At 61.7% G+C, this 18,882-nt stretch carries 13 protein-coding genes; 5 read left to right on the top strand and 8 right to left on the bottom strand.

Annotation, left to right across the window (positions count from 1 at the left end; genetic code table 11):
- Positions 1-103 precede the first annotated feature (103 nt).
- Positions 104-484 (bottom strand): VOC family protein, encoded by a 381-nt coding sequence (locus GSQ75_RS05615; protein WP_158753489.1) that lies wholly within the window; start codon positions 482-484, stop codon positions 104-106.
- Positions 485-934: 450 nt separating this feature from the next.
- Here GSQ75_RS05615 and GSQ75_RS05610 point away from each other — a divergent pair, with 450 nt between their 5' ends.
- A complete protein-coding gene (locus GSQ75_RS05610) occupies positions 935-1,630 on the top strand; it encodes a response regulator transcription factor (protein WP_158753488.1) in 696 nt (231 codons plus the stop codon).
- Here GSQ75_RS05610 and GSQ75_RS05605 read toward each other — a convergent pair.
- Positions 1,609-3,438 (bottom strand): ATP-binding protein, encoded by a 1,830-nt coding sequence (locus tag GSQ75_RS05605; RefSeq protein WP_158753487.1) that lies wholly within the window; start codon positions 3,436-3,438, stop codon positions 1,609-1,611. The genes GSQ75_RS05610 and GSQ75_RS05605 overlap by 22 nt on opposite strands.
- Positions 3,439-3,726: 288 nt before the next feature.
- Between GSQ75_RS05605 and GSQ75_RS05600 the strand changes: the two genes are divergently transcribed.
- Positions 3,727-7,065 carry a protease pro-enzyme activation domain-containing protein gene (locus GSQ75_RS05600; RefSeq protein WP_158753486.1) on the top strand — a complete coding sequence of 1,113 codons (3,339 nt, stop codon included), beginning with the start codon at positions 3,727-3,729 and terminating at the stop codon, positions 7,063-7,065.
- A 538-nt stretch (positions 7,066-7,603) separates the two neighbouring features.
- Here GSQ75_RS05600 and GSQ75_RS05595 read toward each other — a convergent pair.
- A complete protein-coding gene (locus GSQ75_RS05595) occupies positions 7,604-7,789 on the bottom strand; it encodes a hypothetical protein (RefSeq protein WP_158753485.1) in 186 nt (61 codons plus the stop codon).
- Between the two features lie 905 nt (positions 7,790-8,694).
- Between GSQ75_RS05595 and GSQ75_RS05590 the strand changes: the two genes are divergently transcribed.
- Positions 8,695-9,666: an integron integrase gene (locus GSQ75_RS05590; RefSeq protein ID WP_158753484.1), complete on the top strand. Its 972-nt coding sequence runs from the start codon at positions 8,695-8,697 to the stop codon at positions 9,664-9,666.
- Between the two features lie 3 nt (positions 9,667-9,669).
- On the opposite strand, the gene mfd is transcribed toward GSQ75_RS05590, so the two are convergent.
- Together mfd and GSQ75_RS05580 are read right to left on the bottom strand one after the other, a co-directional pair.
- Positions 9,670-13,128 (bottom strand): transcription-repair coupling factor, encoded by a 3,459-nt coding sequence (gene mfd, locus GSQ75_RS05585; protein ID WP_158753483.1) that lies wholly within the window; start codon positions 13,126-13,128, stop codon positions 9,670-9,672.
- 112 nt (positions 13,129-13,240) lie between these two features.
- Positions 13,241-13,846, bottom strand: coding sequence for a GNAT family N-acetyltransferase (locus GSQ75_RS05580; protein ID WP_158753482.1), 606 nt, complete (start codon positions 13,844-13,846; stop codon positions 13,241-13,243).
- A 200-nt stretch (positions 13,847-14,046) separates the two neighbouring features.
- Here GSQ75_RS05580 and GSQ75_RS05575 point away from each other — a divergent pair, with 200 nt between their 5' ends.
- Together GSQ75_RS05575 and GSQ75_RS05570 are read left to right on the top strand one after the other, a co-directional pair.
- Complete coding sequence (locus GSQ75_RS05575) at positions 14,047-14,448, top strand: MmcQ/YjbR family DNA-binding protein (RefSeq protein ID WP_158753481.1); 402 nt, start codon at positions 14,047-14,049, stop codon at positions 14,446-14,448.
- Positions 14,445-14,837, top strand: a complete 393-nt coding sequence (locus GSQ75_RS05570) for a VOC family protein (RefSeq protein ID WP_158753480.1) — start codon at positions 14,445-14,447, stop codon at positions 14,835-14,837. Before GSQ75_RS05575 ends, GSQ75_RS05570 begins: the two co-directional genes overlap by 4 nt.
- Before the next feature lie 60 nt (positions 14,838-14,897).
- Here GSQ75_RS05570 and GSQ75_RS05565 read toward each other — a convergent pair whose 3' ends face one another.
- From GSQ75_RS05565 to GSQ75_RS05555, 3 genes are all read right to left on the bottom strand, one after another.
- A complete protein-coding gene (locus GSQ75_RS05565; RefSeq protein WP_158753479.1) occupies positions 14,898-16,979 on the bottom strand; it encodes an alpha/beta hydrolase domain-containing protein in 2,082 nt (693 codons plus the stop codon).
- 175 nt (positions 16,980-17,154) lie between these two features.
- Positions 17,155-18,063, bottom strand: coding sequence for a cation diffusion facilitator family transporter (locus GSQ75_RS05560; protein WP_158753478.1), 909 nt, complete (start codon positions 18,061-18,063; stop codon positions 17,155-17,157).
- A gap of 64 nt (positions 18,064-18,127) precedes the next feature.
- Positions 18,128-18,640: a Slp family lipoprotein gene (locus GSQ75_RS05555; RefSeq protein ID WP_158753477.1), complete on the bottom strand. Its 513-nt coding sequence runs from the start codon at positions 18,638-18,640 to the stop codon at positions 18,128-18,130.
- Positions 18,641-18,882: the final 242 nt, after the last annotated feature.

The following is an 18,882-nucleotide window of genomic DNA, read 5'->3' as shown; positions in this document are numbered from 1 at the left end:
CAGCATCGGCCCGAAAGCTCAGGGCAAGAGCATCAAGCGCCCGGTATTGATCGGAAGTCTCTTACGAATTGTTAGGCGTCGCTTTCATCACTGCAAGAACTCCTTAATCCCAGCGTGTGGCGTTCATTGGAAATCCCGGGCGCTGAACGCGTACAACGCAGAATCGCTGCCCAGTGGGGGCCTGCATCACCACCCAGCGTTCCAGGCGTTCAACGACCTGGGCTCCTAGTGCCTCCAGGCGTGTTACCTCAGCGGGGATGTTGTCGGTTTCAATATCGACGTGGACCCGGCTCTCATGGTCGACGCGCTGAATCTGGACAATAAGCTCATCAGGAGGTGTCGCCAGCATGCGGTAATTGCCGCGAGTCCCCGGATGTTCGGAATCGATCTCGCAGCCCAGCGCATCAGCCCAAAACTTGGCGGCCTGATCAATATCCGACACGCGGCAATCAATTAGAAGAGCGCAAAGACGAGAAGAATGCATGGCGGTCTCTTTAGGATATCTAGGTGTCGAAAGTATGTCCGTCGATGGGCACGGTTGGGCACCACGCTATACGCGCCAGTGCTCCATAGCAACGGATGAGTGCTTCAAGCCCATCTCGGCAAAGAAGTCAGCTGCCCCTTCGCGACCGGCGCACAGCACCCATGCGATTTCGGGATTCGTGCCTGTTGCAGGCTAGACAAGGAGGCGGTCGATGCCATTGCCGCGATGTATTGATGCATAGCTGTTACGGAGGCCGTGAAGAGACCGTGCTGGTGGCACGTGCCGAGTCAGGGGCATGGATTGCCCGGGTCAATCCACGGCAGGCCCGTCATTTCGCCCGAGCGATCGGGTAACTGGCCAAGACCGGCAATTGTGTGCATAACGACAGGAACAGCCCGCTATGCAGTATGGTTCGAATCTGACGGTCTCATTCCTCTACACAGTCAATCCATGTCTGCCGAAACCTTGCGCCTGCTCCTTATTGATGATGATGCTTTATTGCGGGATAGGGTGCTTACGCCGCGGCTCAGGCAATTTGGTTTCGAGGTGATGGCTATCGGCCATGTTGGGGAAATGGCGCAGGCCATCGAGCGACGCAAGCCGGATATCGTGCTGCTGGATATCGGCCTTCCCGACCACGACGGGTTTGCAGTCTCGCGGACCTTGCGAGCACAATTTTCCGATATCGGAATAGTGATGCTGACCGGTCGGTCGGAAACTACCGACCGGGTGCGCGGCCTCAGCGAGGGCGCCGACGCCTACCTGTCCAAGCCGGTGGAAATCGACGTGCTGGTGGCTACTCTGCACAGCGTCGCGCGCCGGCTCAAGCCGTCGTCGAACCCGGCCACGCCCGCGGGCACATGGAAACTCGATTCGGACGACTGGCTGCTGCTCTCACCTTCCGGTGGCCGGGTGATCCTGAGCAAGACCGAACGGCTGTTGCTAGAGGAGTTGATGAGACAGCCGAACCAGGTTGTCGTGCGCGACACCCTCATCGGTGCCATCACCGACGATATCCATGCGTTCGATCCGCATCGGCTGGATTCGCTGATCCATCGCCTGCGTCGAAAAGTGTTCACCGTCACCGGCGAGCCGCTACCTCTGAACGCTGTTCACGGGCAGGGCTACTTGCTGGCGGTGAGCTGACTCGTTTCCATCGCAGACGCATGCCGCCGGGCTGCAGCGGCAAGCACGCGTGCCAGCAATGTCGAAGGGGGAAACGGTTTCGGCAGGCGCTCGCTATAGATGTCCTCCGGCGCGGCAGCCGAGCCGTCGCTGTCCAGGTAGGCGGAAATAAGGATAGCGGGTACCGAGGGCAGGGTATGCCGCAATCGGCGCAGCAATGAGGCCCCGTCCGTGTCGGACATGCGGTAGTCGCATACCAGCACATGTGGCGGCCGCGCCATGTGTTCCACCAGTCGATCCGTTTCCGCGCCGCTGGCCGCCTCGATCACGGCGCAGCCGCCTTTTTCCAGCGCGGAAGCGAGTACGCCACGCAGGCTGTCGTCGTCGTCAATCAGCCACACGCGGACGCGATCCGTGGGCAGGGCAGCAGGTACCTCCACCGCTACGGGGTCCGCCATCGGTAGCTGGATGCGGAAGATCGTGCCGCCACTAGGTGCGCTGTGCACGGTGATGTTGCCACCGGCGCGGTGAATCAGGCTGTAGACGACGCTGAGGCCGAGCCCGGTACCCCGATCGACCGGCTTAGTGGTGAAGAACGGTTCGAAGATACGATGCCGAAGTTCCTCGGGAATGCCGGCGCCGGAATCCTGGATTGACAGAGTGACGGTCGATGCATCGTGCGAGGCGATCGTGATCGTGCAGCGGCCGCCGTCAGGCATGGCATCACGTGCATTGGACGCGAGATTGAGCAGGGCAAGCTCGAACTGGCTGCGGTCGAAGCGTATCGGCAAGCCATTGCGTGACGTATCGATGGACAGATGGACCGAAGAAGGCATCAGCTGCCGCAGCAGCGGCTGGATGTCACGCAGTGCTGAGACGGCATCGAAGGTCTCCGTGTGCGTCACATCATGGCGACTGAAATTCAACAGCTTGCTGCAGACGGCTGCGCCACGCCGGGCGGCCAGCTCTACGCCTTCCAGTGCATCGGCCATCGCCTGCGCATCCTCGTCAGGCGGAAGATCGGGATTCAGGCGATCCCGTTCCATCGCAAACCCCAGGATGATGCCGAGCACGTTGTTCATGTCGTGCGCAATGCCGCTGGCCAGCTTGCCGACAGCATCCATCTTCTGGGCGTGCAGCAGTTGCTCCTGCGTGCGCTCACGCTCAGCGATCTCGCGCTTCAGTTCACGCCGGTGCGCATTCGACTCGGCGAGGCTCTCGCGCAGGGCATTGATGCTGCGATCAATCACGATGGCGATCAGCAGATAGCTCATCAGTGCTCGGCCGGGAAAGGCGATATAGGTTTCCACCGCGACGCGCCACAGGCGGGCATCGCTGAAGATCTGCGGCGGAATCACGCCGATCGCGAACACCAGCATCAGCACGAAATAGGTGGTCCACAGAGCACGCCGCCCCAGCATCAAGCCGCTCAGCGCCAGCACCACGACCAGGGTCAAGTCGACGAAGTTCTCGTGGTAACCGAAGGTGCCATAAGCCAGCGCTGCCGATGCCAGCACCACCCCCACATACAGCGCTACGGCCGGACGAAAGCGGCCGCGGCGGATCAGCCAAATGCCGATCCAGGCCGCGAGCGTCATGGCGACATCCGTGGCCAGGTCGATGGCGATAGCCACGCGCGGACCCGTGCGTGCTGTGTCGTACAGTGTGTCCCTCATGTAGTTCCAGTTGAATAGCAGCAGATAAAGTTTGTTCAACGGCATCCGCAGGCCTTCAAACAACAGCATCCATTGCATGAAGACACCATTGCGCCGATCGACCGGATCGTCGATCGGGATGCGCTGGAACCAGGAAAGCAGTCGTTGAAGCATTACCGCGGGCACTCCGATGGGCCTTCCAAACGTCCAAGCAACTTCCGTGTGCTGGCATGTCGGCGTATCGATACGCCGCAGTATGTCGTTTGAAATTTAGACGTCTAAATGTAGGTGAGAATTGGGTGATCTTACGTGCATAACGCCGTGTGTGACTAACGCCGATCGCTGACTTAAGCTCGAGAGGTCCGCGGAGCTCTATGCACGCAGACATCATCGAAGCTGGTGCTCGTTGACGGGGACAGTCACAACTTCATTTCATTGCACGATCTCTAGTGGGGATATCACATGTCAAGCAACAGGCCTTTACCGTGGCTGGCGGGAGCAGTCATGGCACTGATGGGGATGCTGTCAACGGGAGCGCGTTCCGCTGTCCCTGCGACCAACGTGCCTACCTACGCACCCGATACGGCACGTATTACCGATGCGATCGACAATTCCAAGCTTTCCGCGGTGGTTGGCAGCAAGCCGGCGTTGGCGCTGGCAAAATACGACACCGGCTTGCTGTCCCCGACGCGCACCATCCGCAACGTGACGCTGCTGCTCAAGCGCAGCGCCGGTAAGCAATCCCAGTTCGAGAGCTATCTGGCCCAGTTGACCACGCCCAGTTCACCGTATTTCCACCATTGGCTGACCGCTGCCCAGATCGGTACGATGTTCGGGCCGGCTTCCACCGATATCAGCAAGGTCGAGCAGTGGTTGCAGTCGGAGGGGCTGCATGTCGAGTCGGCATCCCCTACGGGCATGATGATCAGCTTCTCAGGCACGTCGGCAGCGATTGGCCAAGCGTTCCACACCACGCTGCACGGTTACACGGTAAACGGTGAAAAGCATTTCGCAAATGCCACCGAACAGCAGATTCCGGTTGCGCTGGCCTCGGTCGTGGTAGGTGCGGCGTCGCTGGGTAACTTCTTCCCCAAACCGCAGCACACCGACGTGGGCACGGTGACTCGCGACAAGCGCTCCGGCAAGTGGAAGTTGGTGGCGCGGGCCAAGGGAGCTCCACAGATCACCGTGCCGCCGGGCACGATCGATACGCAGACGACGTATGATGTCGCGCCGCAGGATTTCAACACGATCTACAACGTCACCCCGTTGTGGAACCGCAGCACGCCCGTGCGCGGCGCGGGCCAGACCGTGGCCGTACTGGAACGCACGGATGTTCTGCCCGCGGACGTGCAGACGTTCCGCAATGCTTTCCTGCCCGCCGGTGCGAGTGGCACGGTGAACTACGTAAATCCGCTGCAGGCCGCGGGCGACACCAGTTGCCCGGATCCAGGCACCAATGGCGATGAAGGCGAGGCTGCACTGGATACCGAGTGGATCGGCGCAGCTGCACCGGACGCCAGCATCGTGTTTGCCTCCTGCGATGACAGCCAGAGTGCGACCTTCGGGCCGTTCACGGCCGCTCAGAACCTACTTAGTGGTTACTCCACTCCGATGCCCAGCGTGTTCAGCCTGAGCTACGGAGATTGTGAGGCTGCTGGCTTCGTCGACGGCACCGCTACGCAGGCAGGCGACCTGTGGTCGCAGGCAGCCGCCGAGGGCGTGACCGTGTTCGTCTCCACCGGCGACGCCGGTTCGGCTGGTTGCGATCAGAACGAACCGGCGGCCTACCAAGGCATCGCGGTCAACGGTATGGCTTCCACGCCGTACAACGTCGCTGTAGGTGGTACCGACTTCAACGATTACAACAACGAAACCCAGTACTGGAGTTCGTCGAACTCCGCGCTATACGGCTCCGCCTTGAGCTACATCCCGGAGCAGACCTGGAATACCTCGTGCGCCAGCAATACGCTGGATGCGCTGCTCGGTTTCAGCAACGGCGTGGCTGCGTGCAACAGCGCGGCGGGTCAGCAGTATCTGAATACCGGCGGCGGCGGTGGTGGTGCCAGTAACAACTGGTTCCAGCCGCTGTGGCAGGTCGGCATTTATGGTTCGAACAACTACGGGACACGCCTGATGCCAGACGTCTCGCTGTTCGCGGCCAATGGTCTGTATGGACATGCGCTGGTGTTTTGCATGTCCGATGCGAACGAGGGTGGCACCACTTGCGATTACACCAACCCGGACGATGTGCTGTTCAACAGCGCCGGCGGTACATCGTTCGCGGCACCGGCGATGGCCGGTGTGCAAGCGCTGATCAACCAGGCTTCAGGCCAGACCAGTGGCAATATCCTGCCAGCCCTGTACAACATCGGCGTCAAGGAATACGGCACGAACAATTCGCCCAATACCGCGATGCTGACTGCCTGTAATTCCACCAATGGCACCAAGGTCGGCGCCGGCTGCGTCTTCAACGATGTCACCGTCGGTACCATCGATGAGCCTTGCTATGAGGGCACCAACGACTGTTATATCGGCAAGACCCCGCAGGCGTATGGCGTGCTTAGCGCCGGTGGCATCGACCAGCTCGATCCGGCATGGAGCACCGGCGCCGGCTACAGCATGGCCACCGGTCTGGGCAGCATCAACGCCACCAACCTGGTGAATGCACTGACGGCTTTCTACGCACCGTTCAAGAACGGCTACGTCGCGCCGTCGGATTACCTGTCGTCAGCGAACTATGGCGAAGGCGACGGATTCAGCGACATCGCTGTGCTGGAGCCTTACGTAGGCCTTGGCAAAGGTTCCAATAGCTTCTTGCAGCTGGGCATGAAAGGCTCGATCGCCATGAATGAGGTCACGCAGCCGATGCCAGCGGGTTATTCGATCAGTGCTATCGGCAATTTCTTCTCGCCAGCAGCGAGCAACTTCTCCCGCGACATCGACAGCCTGGCGCTGACCGGTCCGTTTAACCAGCTTTACATCATGCTTTCCGATGGTCTGGGTGGCACGGCTAACTACTACGAGGCCCAAGTGGGCACCCCATATCCTGCGGGATGGAGCATCGCCGGCGCCGGCAGCTTCGACAGCGCTGGTACCGACGAACTGTTTCTGGTGAATACCAAGACCGGTCAGGTCCAGTGGCAGCAGCTGGGTTACATACTTTTCTACATTCTGGGGAGCCCGCACTACATCTTCCATTCCACGTTCTCTCCGGTATTCAACGGACCGGCGGGCTTTGTGCCTCGCCTCGCTGACGTCAACGGCGATGGCTACGCCGACATCGTGTGGACCAGCCCGAACCCCAACAACAGCAACGTGTACCTGTCCATCAACAACCAGCAAGGTGGCTTCGTCACGACGCAGATCGCCAACCGTCCAGCCGGCTTCACCCTGTTCGGTGCAGGCGACGTCACGGGCAATGGAGTCACCTCCCTGTTCTGGACTAACCCGGGTGCCAACGAGCTGATGCTGTGGAATATGAACGGCGCCGACATATCGTCCCAGCAGACGCTACCTGTGCCCGCGGGTTACACAATGGTCAGCATTGCAGACTACGACGGTGATGGCCTGGCGGATATTCTCTGGTCCACTGGGGGGATGACTGGAGTCAACATCCCGTTACCCGGTGTCCTGCAGGAATGGCTCAGCAACGGCAGTGGCGGCTTCACCGCACAGGCCGTGGCTGATATGGACGGAAAGCCGGTGATCGTCAGTCCAAATGCCGTGATCCAGGCCAACCGCCTGCAGGGTGGCAGGGTCACCTCCGGCGTCGATACATCCGTGGGTATCAGTCACTAGTTCGGTAAGGCGCAAGCAAATCTGAGAGTGCGAAGGAGCTGGGCGAGCAATCGCCCGGCTCTTTTTCCTTGCGTGAAAGCAGATATGGGTTTGAGTATTTGCAAGAGAGTTTCTACGAAAAAGTGGATACCCGCGGACACTCCTCTCAGCTGGAGCACCTTGAACTTGAGTCAAACGAATATGTGCCAAGCAAACGTGCTCGAACAGTACATCGGTGCACAGCCTGATCGTGGCATTCGCTGCGCGTTATTCGTCTAACGCAAAGAACCTTCAACAGTAGCCAGCGCGGCGCGTTGCAACGAGCAGATGGCCTGGAACGGTCAGTGAACACATGTCCTCAGCGAAACTGACCCGGAAGCAATTATTGCCGCAATGACTTGCGCAAATGCCATTAGGGCAACCCTGCCGATGAGGAGTCCTTCGCCGAACATTTCCATTGGCTGACGCTAGAGTTAAGCGGCGGCGAAGCCGTCCGCCTTGAACGAAATGTTAGGCCGCAACATAGTGTTGAGGAAGTGCGCTGCGGTCAGAACAACGATTAGCTTGGCTTGCGGAAAAAGTAGTACAGCCCAGCTACGAGCATGAGAGCACCGAAGATAACGGCGGCAGACTGACCGGCCTGATACGCAGATGAGCCGCCGGTCGGCGTGCCCGATGTGAACCAGCGGAAGAGTAGTACACCGCCCCACAGAATGCCGATACCACCGAAGATTTTGTTGCGCATTGCCTAGACTCCTTTCTTGCGGCCTAACGCCTGAGTTAAGTGGCGCGCGGTACGCGCGTCCGCTTGGACGAGTAGTTAGGTGTACTGAACGTACACCGCTGCCTCACCGGTAACAGTTTGGATGTTGCTGCATATTGCGGCAACAATTTGCTCTGCCCGCTCTGAAGTGAGTGAACCTGACTCGAAGACAACCTGAAAACCAGACTGCTCATCCGAGAAGGATATCTCTGCCCCTTCAACGGTAATGCGAGTTCCGTGCTCGTTTGACGGCCGGGAAGGAATGTCGGAGGGTTTGAGAACCTCCGAGTACCGCGCAAATGGGAACCCAAACTCGCCGCCTTTCTTGGGGTGGATCATGAATTCGTGCATTGGATACCTAACGCAAAAGTTGACTGGCTGCGGCGCGCAGCGCTCGATTGTCGCGACATCCTATACCCGCAGTCCGGTCGAACGCGTAGTTCGGGAGCGAGAGTGGCGGATTCCGGATGGGTTGCTCGGGCCTCGTCGCTTCCGATGGCGGACCGCAGCGACGATGTCGTGTGTCTGAAACCAGCAAGGCGCCTGTGGCGGCCGGATCAACACAGTTATCCGACCGCCACAGGCGCCTTGCTGAGTATGCGTGATCGCACGGCTTCGTCAATCCGAGTGCTCCGCTGTCTTACGCAGGGGCTTTCCTATGAAACGTGTCCGCCGCTCTTGCTGCCGAACGCTTATTAGACCCCACATCGGGGCATATGCACTGGATGTTCAGCTTTAGGTCGCTGCTCGTCAAGCGAGCAAATCCTACGGATTGACAAGGGTTTGCCGGCTGACGGTTGCAATGCGGCCGGGCGAGGATGGCCTTTGCATATCTCACGGATCGAGGCGCTATGTCTTATGACCCCAGAAACGCAGGAATAAACCGTATGGTCGGTGGTCCGTCTGCACCGCGTTTGCTTGACGAGGTGAGACGTGTGTTGCGGCTGAAGCATTACAGCATTCGCACCGAGACGGTTTATGTGGGCTGGATTCGTCGCTTCATCCTGGCCAATGGAAAACGACATCCGCGCGACATGGGTGAGGCTGAAGTCGAGGCGTTTCTGTCGGGATTGGCGGTGCAAGGCAACGTGGCGGCGACCACGCAAAATCAGGCACTGGCGTCGCTGTTGTTCCTGTACAAACAGGTACTGGGTATCGAACTGCCATGGATGGAGGGAGTGGTGCGGGCCAAGCGGTCGCAGCATGTGCCTACGGTGCTTTCGCGCGACGAGATCACGCGCGTGCTGGCAAGGATGGACGGGCGGCCCTGGCTGCTGGCGAGCCTGCTGTATGGCACCGGTATGCGTTTGATGGAAGCGCTGCGGCTGCGGATCAAGGACGTGGATTTCGGTCGCAATGAAATCACCATACGCGATGGCAAAGGGGGAAAGGATCGACGCACCATGCTGCCGAGGTCATTGGCAGAAGCGTTGCTCCGCGAAATAGAACGCGCCCGCCTGCTGCATGAAGCCGATCTGGCTGCGGGGTTTGGCGCGGTATGGCTGCCGCATGCGCTGGCGCGCAAATATCCGAATGCCCCGCGCGAAATCGGCTGGCAGTATGTGTTCCCCGCGGCGCAACGGTCCCGTGATCCGCGTGACGGGGCCGAACGCAGGCATCATTTCGATGATGCCATGCTCTCGCGTGCATTGAAGACGGCGTGTCGCGCTGCCGATGTTGCCAAGCCAGTGAGTGCGCATACTCTGCGCCATTCATTCGCTACACACCTGCTGGAAACCGGTTATGACATCCGCACTGTGCAGGAGCTGCTCGGTCACAAGGATGTTGCGACCACGCAGATCTACACGCACGTGCTCAACCGCGGTGGGCACGGCGTGCTGAGTCCGCTGGATCGTTGAGGCTCAGCCGGGTCGGCGCGCGCCCAGCAGGATCAGCACTTCCTGCGCGCTGCGGATGCGTTCGGTGGCACCGGGCAGGTCGAGGGTGATCTTCAGCTTGTCTTGGCCGTCCAGCTTGTAGACGCGTGGCAGTTGCTGGATCAGTTTGATGATCAGCATGGGATCGACGTCGGGCTTTTCGCGGAACACGATGCGGCCGCCGTTGGCGCCGAAGTCGAGTTTGCGGATGCCGAGTGGGGTCGCCATCAATTTCAGGCTGGCGATGGCGAACAGTTGCTTGGTGCTGTCCGGCAGCAGGCCAAATCGATCGATCATCTCTACCTGCAGGTCGCGCAGGTCGTCCTCGCTGCGCGCGCTGGCGATGCGCTTGTACAAGGTGAGGCGTGCATGCACGTCGCCGAGGTAATCGTCGGGGATGAGCGCGGGCAGGTGCAGTTCGACTTCGGTTTCGTGTTCGCTGCTGAGGTCGAAGTCGGGGATCTTGCCGGATTTCAGTGCACGGACCGCACGGTCCAGCAGTTCGGTGTACAGGCCGAAACCGATCTCCTGGATCTGGCCGGACTGTTCGTCGCCGAGCAGTTCACCGGCGCCGCGGATTTCCAGGTCGTGGGTGGCCAGGGTGAAGCCGGCGCCGAGTTCTTCCAGTGAGGCGAGCGCTTCCAGCCGCTTTTGCGCATCGGCGGTAATCGACTTGCGGTCGGGCACCACGAGATACGCGTACGCGCGGTGATGTGAGCGGCCGACACGGCCGCGCAGCTGGTGCAGCTGTGCCAGGCCGAAGCGGTCGGCGCGGTTGATGATGATGGTGTTGGCGCTGGGGATGTCGATGCCGGTTTCGATGATGGTGGTGCACACCAGCACGTTGAAGCGCTGGCGGTGGAAGTCCGCCATCACGCCTTCCAGCTCGCGCTCGGGCATCTGGCCGTGGGCGATGCGGATGCGCGCCTCGGGCACCAGTTCTTCCAGCTCACGCACGGTGCGCTCGATGCTCTGCACCTCGTTGTGCAGGAAATACACCTGGCCGCCGCGCGACAGCTCGCGTTGCAGCGCTTCGCGGATCGTCGCCGGATCCCATGCCGAGATGAAGGTGCGCACGGCAGAACGATGTGCCGGCGGCGTGGCAATCAGCGAGAGATCCCGCAGGCCGGCCATCGCCATGTTCAGCGTGCGCGGGATCGGCGTGGCGGTCATGGTCAGCAGGTCGACTTCGGCGCGCAGCTTCTTCAGCTGCTCCTTCTGGCGCACGCCGAAGCGCTGTTCCTCGTCGACGATGACCAGGCCGAGATTCTTGAACTTGATGTCCGGCTGCAGCAGCTTGTGCGTGCCAACGATCACATCGATCTGGCCGTCGGCGAGGCGCTTCAGTGCCTCGTTCACTTCCTTGGTCGACTTGAAGCGCGACAGCACATCGACACGCACCGGCCAGTCGGCGAAGCGGTCGGCGAAATTGCGGTAGTGCTGCTGGGCGAGCAAGGTGGTCGGCACCAGCACGGCGACCTGTTTGCCGGCTGTGGCGGTGGCGAAGGCGGCGCGTAGCGCGACCTCGGTCTTGCCGAAGCCGACGTCGCCGCAAATCACACGATCCATCGCGCGCGGCGCGGCCAGGTCGGCAAGCACGGCTTCGATCGCGGTTTCCTGGTCGGGGGTTTCCTCGAACGGGAAGGTGCTGCCGAATTCCTCCACCAGCTGGCGGTCGATCGGCATCGACTCACCGCCGCGCGCTTGCCGCTGTGCGTAGATCGCCAGCAGTTCGGCGGCGACGTCGCGCACCTTCTCGGCGGCCTTCTTGCGCGCGCGCTCCCACGCATCGCCACCCAGCGAATGCAGTGGCGCGAGTTCCGGCGCGGTGCCGGAGTAGCGGCTGACCAGGCCGAGCTGCGCCACCGGCACGTACAGCTTGTCGCCCTTGGCGTATTCGATGGTGAGGAACTCGCCATCCATGCCGCCGACGTCCATCGAGAGCAGGCCCTGGTAGCGGCCTACACCGTGATCGACATGCACGATCGGGGCGCCGAGGGTGAGCTCGGTGAGATCGCGGATGATCGCTTCCGGATCGCGCGCAGTGCCGCGGCGACGCTTGCGGTCGCGCTCGCTGCGCACGCGCTCGCCGTACAGCTCGCGCTCGGTGAGCACGGTGATCGCGGGTTTGGTGAGCGCGAAGCCCTGTTCCAGGCTGGCGATGGTAATGGCGAAGCGCGGTGCATCCTCAGCAAGGAACGCGGACCAGCCTTCCGTGCTGGTTGGTTTCAACCCTGCGCCGGCCAGCGTCTCATTCAGCGCCTCGCGCCGTCCCGCCGAATCCGCTGCGATCAGCACGCGGCCCGGATAGCTGGCGAGGAAGTGCCGCAGCGACGTGCCGGGTTCCTCACCCTTGCGGTTAAGTGGCAACTCTGGTGCCGGCTGGGTGCCACTGGTGACGGCGTGCTCGTGACCGCTGTCGACCACTTCCACGCGCAGCCGCTTGTTGAGGCGTTCGCGCAATTGTTCCGGCGGTAGATAGAGTTCGGCCGGAGGTAATACCGGGCGCTCGATGTCGTGTGCGCGCTGGTCGTAGCGCTCGGCGGTCTGTGTCCAGAACTGGTCGGCGGCTTCGCCCGCACCTTCACCGAGCACGAATAGTGCGTCGTCGGCGAGGTAGTCGAACAGCGTGGCAGTCTGCTGAAAGAACAGCGGCAGGTAGTATTCGATGCCCCCGGGCGTCACGCCTTCCTTCATGTCCTGATACAGGGGGCAACGGCGCACGTCGATCGGGAAGCGCTCGCGCAAGTTGCCGCGGAAGTTCTTGGCGGCTTCCTCGGTGAGCGGGAATTCGCGTGCAGGCAACAGCTCGATCTTCTCCACTTGCTGCTGCGAGCGCTGGGTTTCCGGATCGAAGCTGCGGATCGATTCGACCTCGTCGTCGAACAGCTCGATGCGGTACGGCTCGGCCGTACCCATCGGGAAGATGTCGAGCAGCGCGCCACGCACCGCGAAGTCACCCGGCTCGGCCACCTGCGGCACGTTGCGATAACCGGAGGCTTCGAGCCGGCGTTGTTCGGCGACCAGATCCAGCTTCTGACGCTTGGCCAGCACCAGCCCGGAGCCGGTGATATGTGTCCGTGGTGCGATCCGCTGCATCAGCGTCGCCACCGGTACCACCAGCACGCCGCGTTTCACGTTCGGCAATTGGTACAGCGTGGCGATGCGCTGCGAGACGATCTCCGGATGCGGGCTGAACACGTCGTAGGGCAGCGTCTCCCAGTCCGGGAAATGCAGCACCGGCAGGCCACCGGCGAAGATCTTCAGCTCGGCTTCCAGCGCCTGTGCACGCTGGGTGTCGCGGGTCACCGCCACCAACAGGCCATCGTGCGTGCGTGCCGCCTCGGCAATCAGCAGCGCCCGCGCGGAGCCGTGGGGCGGCGTCCAGTAGCGGCGTTGCTTGGGGTTGCTGGGAAGTGGCGGATGCTTGATCAGGCTGGACATAGAAGGCGCATGTTCAAGGCGCCGCCATCGAGCCGCGCCGGGGAAAGCGGGCAAGTGTAACGCGACAGCCCCGGCAAGCCGGGGCTGTCTTCATCGTGGGCGGATGGGGCGATCAGAGCTTCAACGTGATCAGCGCCGTACCTGGCTCATCCGGGATCAGGCGCTGGCTGAAGCCCAGCTCCTTGCACAGTTCCAGCATCGGGCGGTTTTCCTGCAGCACGTAGCCCCACAGCTCATACAGGCCGCGGCGACGGCTGTCGTCGACCAGTCGCTGCATCAGCAATGCGCCAAGGCCGACGCGGCTCCAGTCCTGCTCCACCAGCACCGAGAACTCGGCACTGTCGGTGGCTTCGTCGACATAGATCCGGCCCACGCCACGCATCTCCGCTGGCTTGACCGATTCATCCATCAGTACAAAGGCGGTTTCCAGCGCGGGATCGATGCGGCACAGCCGTTGTGCCATCGGCGCCGGCAGTTCGGACATCGCATGCAGGAAGCGGCGCCGGATGTCCTCCGGCGACAGCCGGGTGAAGCAGCGCTGCATTGCCGCCACGTCGCCCGGCTCGATCGCACGCAATACCAGCTCGCGGCCGTCATGGGTGCGCACCCGTTCGCCCTCGCTGGTGAGCGCCACGCGCGGGCGCGCAAAGCGCTCGCTGCTGCGTGGCGGCAGTGGTGCAAATCGGTCGGGGGCCGAGAAGTCGATGGCAGGGATCATGATGGCTCCATACTTTTGCGTATTGTGTGCAACGCAACATGAATTTGCAATGACGGGCGGTTCCCTAGGCCGCCATGCATTGCCCTGACTGGCGCCAGCGCCGAAACGGCGCATGCTGCAGTACGGGGCATTTGTTTTCGCGGAGACAGTGTCGACCGGCACACGGCACAATGTGCGTCGGATTCCGGCGGAGTAGCGGTATGACCAGCAAACAGGCCAGCGGCCTCACCGCCATCCAGCTGGAGGCGCTGTGCGGCAAGTGGCCCGGTGTGACGCGCGACATCAAATGGGGCGCGGACCTGGTGTTCAGCGTCGGCGCCAAGATGTTCGTGGTGACGCCCTCGGAAGGTAGCGAGGGCGGTCGACTCTCGTTCAAGGTGGCGGACGAACGCTTCCTGGAACTGACCGATCAGCCCGGCATCATCCCCGCACCGTACATGGCGCGTGCGCACTGGATCTCGGTTATCGAGCCGCAGCGTTTCAGCACCGCCGAACTTTCGGGGTTCATCCTCGACGCTTACGTCTTGGTGCGCGCGAAACTGACCAAGAAGCTGCAGGCGGAGCTGGACCCGTTACCGACATTGAAGGCAGGCAAGAAATGAAACAGCATCTCGGCGCATTGGCGCTGCTGGTTGCCGATTACGACGAGGCGATCGCCTGGTACACGAAAGCCCTGGGCTTCGAATTGATCGAGGACACCGACATGGGCGGCGGCAAGCGCTGGGTGTTGCTGGCGCCGCCAGGTTCACGCGAAACCCGCCTGCTGCTGGCCCAGGCCAAAGGCGACGATCAAGCCTCGCGCATTGGCAACCAGACCGGCGGCCGCGTGTTCCTGCTGCTGCATACCGACGATTTCCAGCGCGACTGGCAGCGCATGCGTGCGGCCGGCGTGCACTTCCGCGAGGAACCGCGGCACGAGGCCTACGGCACGGTCGCGGTGTTCGAGGATCTGTACGGGAATGGCTGGGATCTGCTGGAGTTGAAGAAGTAGCGCTATCTATTCAGGCGGCTGGCTGAGGTGTGTAGTGCTTACTCTTCGGATGTCCAGGGTTCACTGGGGAAAATCAGGCCACAGGTATTTGCAGCTCAAGTCGCCTGGCGAGTGGGTCATGATGCGATCGTAGAACGCAGCTTGCATCGCAACGACATCGTCGACGTCTTCCGCCAGAAGCTCATGCGCTGCGACAGCCTTGTTCGCTGCCGACCGCGTCTTTTCAATGAAGGCCGCACGCGATGCGTAGCGAACCTCAAGGGATGGGCGTGGATCTCCCGCCGATTTGCGTTCGGCTTCCGTGCGCGCAAAGGGTTGGAATGAGCCTTCAAACCGATCGAGTGCCCAGCCAAGACCGGAGGCTGCGCTGCGTTGGTTCCAGCCCGTATACGTACCGAGGGGGACTTGCACTTCGACGGGCCGCAGACCGGTCGAGTCGGTGCCGTCTTTGTCCGGCGCTGGAACGAGAACCGTGTATGGCTGGTCGCGGGCTGGCGGCAGGCGATCGACGATGCCCTGCGAGGCGAAGCGAGGCCCGAAGTCCATGCGATCAGGAACGAAGGGTTTGTCCGGCGGAGTCAGGCCGATCCCTTTGGGAAACAGTTGCCGGTATCGTGTCGCGGATACCAGCATGCCACCCGCCAGCGTGGGATAGTCACTCGCTGGTGGCGTGCCCTCATTGCGCACCCAGCGGTCCAGGTCGGTCAGCAGGGCTCGCAAGCTCGGGATATCGTCAATGGGATCGGAGCAGTTGACGGTACTGCCCCGGGTGGGATCGGGCGTCAGCAAGTGCTGCATGCCTGTGAGCAAATACAGGCGCGTGTTCGGGTCTGTCGTCACGTCGGCGCTGCCATCGGGCAGTGTCTGCAGCAGTGATGCCGAGCGTCCCCAGAATTCGGTCGATTTGTTGACGAAGAAGAGCTTGGGGCTCTTTCCGTTCGCGTCGCGTGCGCGCGCCAGCAGGGAGCCGGTTTGTTGGGAAATGCTGTCGTGTTCTTCTCCCGTGGTGAACGGGAACAGGTCCGTCGGATAATCCCGATCCAGCACCAGACTGGCAGCCCGTGTCGGAAAGGCGAAACGATGATTGAAGCTGCCCCTGCCGCTGCCGCCTACGAGGTTTAGAGCGCCGTCGAAGACGAGTTTCTGCTGCTCGTCGAGAGCGAAGCCGTCGTAAAGCATCTGCTCGATCAGTCGTCCGGTCTGGCTGGCGCCGAAGAGCAGGACGCGCTTGGGAGCGGGCGCACCTGCGAACGGATGAGCCCGGAACCAGGACAGCAGATCGCGAATGCCGGCGATGCCTGTGCCGACAATGTACGGGTCACGCGCGATGTAAGTGAGTTCGTAGATCAGGCCCGGTTTGAATCCGTCCTGCATGCGGAGCTGGGTGGATGCGTGGCTGTCGGTCGCCGGTACGAAGCCCCACAGGCTGCGCTGCACAGGAACACGTGGATCACCCGGCCGAGCCCTCACGGTCAATACCGCCAGGGGATCGTCCTTGACCGCGACGGGATAGGCGCGCCCGTCGATGCCAGTGAAGGATGCCGTGTCCGACGGCTTGTCCACGGTGAATTCGTTCGCCACCTTTCCGGTAATCACGCGGCCATGATCGGTGGCGATGGGCGGGGTGAACACCAGGGGATGGTCGTCCGGACCCTCAGGCTTGATGTCCCATTGCCAGGCCGAGGCAAGCACCGTGAAGCCGTTGCGCTGCAGGAACCCGGTATCAACGAATGGGGGCGTCTTGGTCGGGTCGATCGCAAGATTCAATATCCCGGAAACTCGACCGCCCCGGTTGTTGACGTCGTAAAGCAGGGTGGAATCGACGGCTTTGGTCGGTCGCAGGAGCACGAATTCCGTGGAGAACTCGACCCGTCCTTCGCTATCGCGTGGCGCGTACCTGAGATCGACGATTCGGGCATTCGCCTTGTTGCCCGGGTCGAGCTTGAACCACGCGCGTCCGTGGATCACTTCGTAAGTCCCCACCCCGGGAAACACCTTGCCATCCTGGTAGGGCTTTCGATCGATGACTTCGATGTGGTCGACAGCGGCAAGTGCTACCTGCGACATGGTGGCAAGTACGAATCCCGCCCATGCCATCCGGGCCAGACATGACAAGCGATGCGTGCGGTCTTTTCGATTCACCAGGCAGTCTCAAATGATTGGGTCAACGATGTATAGGCGAAGAGATCCCGGACAGCAATCGCGCAGGTGGTGATGCATGCCGCAGTGGTGCATGCTCGGTTCGCCTTTGACCTGCAATGACAGACTTGCGCAACGTAGTAGTTGCAGTGCGTTTGCCGAAAATTGATGTTTTGGATCAATCGGTGATATCCGGCTCGAAGAAACTCCAGCGCACATCATCGAACGCGGCTTTCATCGCCGCCTCGACTGCGTTGATCGCGTCGATCAGGGCGCGGTCGCTGGCGGCTGGCTGCATGCGTGCCTTCACCGCCACCATGACGTCGGGGCCCATCTGCAGGGTGATCAGGTTCAGTACTTCGGCGACTTCCGGGCGGCTATTGAGGAAGGCGAGCAGTTCGGCGCGGCGGCGCGGTTCGACGCCCTGGCCGATCAGCAGTGCCTTGACCTCGTTCGCCACCAGTACGGCCACGACGATCAGTAGGACGCCGATGGCGACAGTGCCGATCGCGTCGAAGATCGGGTTGCCGGTAAGCATGGTCATCCCGATCGCCAGCGTGGCCAGGCACAGGCCGATCAGGGCGGCCAGGTCTTCGCCGAAAATCACCAGCAGTTCGCTCGAACGTGTTTCGTGGAACCACGTCCACAGGTTCTGCGTGCCGCGTGCCTTGTTGACCTCCTGCATGCAGCCGCGCATCGAGAAACTTTCGGCGACGATGCCGAACACCAGCACGCCAAGCGCCAGCCACGGCCACTTCAGCGGCTCGGGATTCGTGAGTTTGTGGATGCCCTCGTAGACCGAGAACATGCCGCCGACACTGAACAGCAGGATCGCAACCAGGAAGGACCAAAAGTACAGCGCGCGGCCCCAGCCCAGCGGATATTCGTCCGAGGCTGGTCGCCTGGCCTGGCGCATGCCGAGCAGCAGCAGGCACTGATTGCCGCAGTCGGCGAGCGAGTGCACCGCTTCGGCCATCATCGCGCCGGAGCCGGTGATGACGGCGGCGAACAGCTTGGTGACGAAGATCGCGAAATTGGCGCCGAGCGCGAGCAGGATCGCTTTCAGCGAATTGGCGTGACCGGACATGCGGCGTCGATCCTTGGGGTTGATCGTGCAGTCTACCGATGCCGCAGGATTCTGCGTGAGAGGCTTAGCGGATGCCGACACCCACGCCGACACCGAAGCTGATGTTGCTGCGGCCCTGTGCCATTTCTGCGGGTGTCCAGACATGCGACTGCGCCGCAATGACCAACGGGAACACGTAGTCGGCCTCCCCGACCTTGCCCGCACGGCTGCCGTTGAGCTTGCCGCTGACCGTCATTAGCGCGCCCGGCGGATAGCTGAGTGCTTCCACGTAACCAGGCATCACCACGATGAAGCGGCCGCCACCGTTGTCGGCTACTCGCGGTCGCTGCGAGGAATCCAGCGGATAGGCCAGCAGTTCGACCTCGCTGTGGTCGGCGTAATTCTGTACCCCCACGATGCGGCCGCCCCAGATCACCGCATTGCCGGAATAACGCTCGGGCGACTGCGCCACCTGGGATGGCACGGCGACGATGGCGTTCGGCACGTTCGGGTAGATCGGCGGCGGTGCGCAGGCGGCCAAGGCCAGTGCGAGCAGTGGAGCGGACAGGTGGCGCAGGGAGCGGGCAGTGACGGACATGGTCAAAACTCCAATGGGCTACTGAGCGAGAACGTCCACATGATGGGGGCTAGGTGGGCTGGCTACGCTACAACAAGTCGCGTGGGCAGGTTGTGTAGCGATGCCCGAAGCGGAATATGTGACAGCTCGAATTCTGTTTTTGGCGTCATTCCGGCAACCTCAAACCTCGTCATTCCGGCGAAGGCCGGAATCGCAGTTGATCTTGCGAGAGGCCAAATGGATGCCCGGCTTCGCTCTGGATA

This window comes from Dyella sp. S184, from assembly GCF_009766065.1.
Lineage (GTDB): Bacteria > Pseudomonadota > Gammaproteobacteria > Xanthomonadales > Rhodanobacteraceae > Rhodanobacter.
This window is presented reverse-complemented; position numbering and strand designations above follow the sequence as displayed.

Bases quoted from the DNA above. Each gene is read 5' to 3' on its own strand.
- GSQ75_RS05615 (WP_158753489.1), bottom strand. From the start codon at position 484: ATGCATTCTTCTCGTCTTTGCGCTCTTCTAATTGATTGCCGCGTGTCG.
- GSQ75_RS05610 (WP_158753488.1), top strand. From the start codon at position 935: ATGTCTGCCGAAACCTTGCGCCTGCTCCTTATTGATGATGATGCTTTA.
- GSQ75_RS05605 (WP_158753487.1), bottom strand. From the start codon at position 3,438: ATGCTTCAACGACTGCTTTCCTGGTTCCAGCGCATCCCGATCGACGAT.
- GSQ75_RS05600 (WP_158753486.1), top strand. From the start codon at position 3,727: ATGTCAAGCAACAGGCCTTTACCGTGGCTGGCGGGAGCAGTCATGGCA.
- GSQ75_RS05595 (WP_158753485.1), bottom strand. From the start codon at position 7,789: ATGCGCAACAAAATCTTCGGTGGTATCGGCATTCTGTGGGGCGGTGTA.
- GSQ75_RS05590 (WP_158753484.1), top strand. From the start codon at position 8,695: ATGGTCGGTGGTCCGTCTGCACCGCGTTTGCTTGACGAGGTGAGACGT.
- mfd (WP_158753483.1), bottom strand. From the start codon at position 13,128: ATGTCCAGCCTGATCAAGCATCCGCCACTTCCCAGCAACCCCAAGCAA.
- GSQ75_RS05580 (WP_158753482.1), bottom strand. From the start codon at position 13,846: ATGATCCCTGCCATCGACTTCTCGGCCCCCGACCGATTTGCACCACTG.
- GSQ75_RS05575 (WP_158753481.1), top strand. From the start codon at position 14,047: ATGACCAGCAAACAGGCCAGCGGCCTCACCGCCATCCAGCTGGAGGCG.
- GSQ75_RS05570 (WP_158753480.1), top strand. From the start codon at position 14,445: ATGAAACAGCATCTCGGCGCATTGGCGCTGCTGGTTGCCGATTACGAC.
- GSQ75_RS05560 (WP_158753478.1), bottom strand. From the start codon at position 18,063: ATGTCCGGTCACGCCAATTCGCTGAAAGCGATCCTGCTCGCGCTCGGC.
- GSQ75_RS05555 (WP_158753477.1), bottom strand. From the start codon at position 18,640: ATGTCCGTCACTGCCCGCTCCCTGCGCCACCTGTCCGCTCCACTGCTC.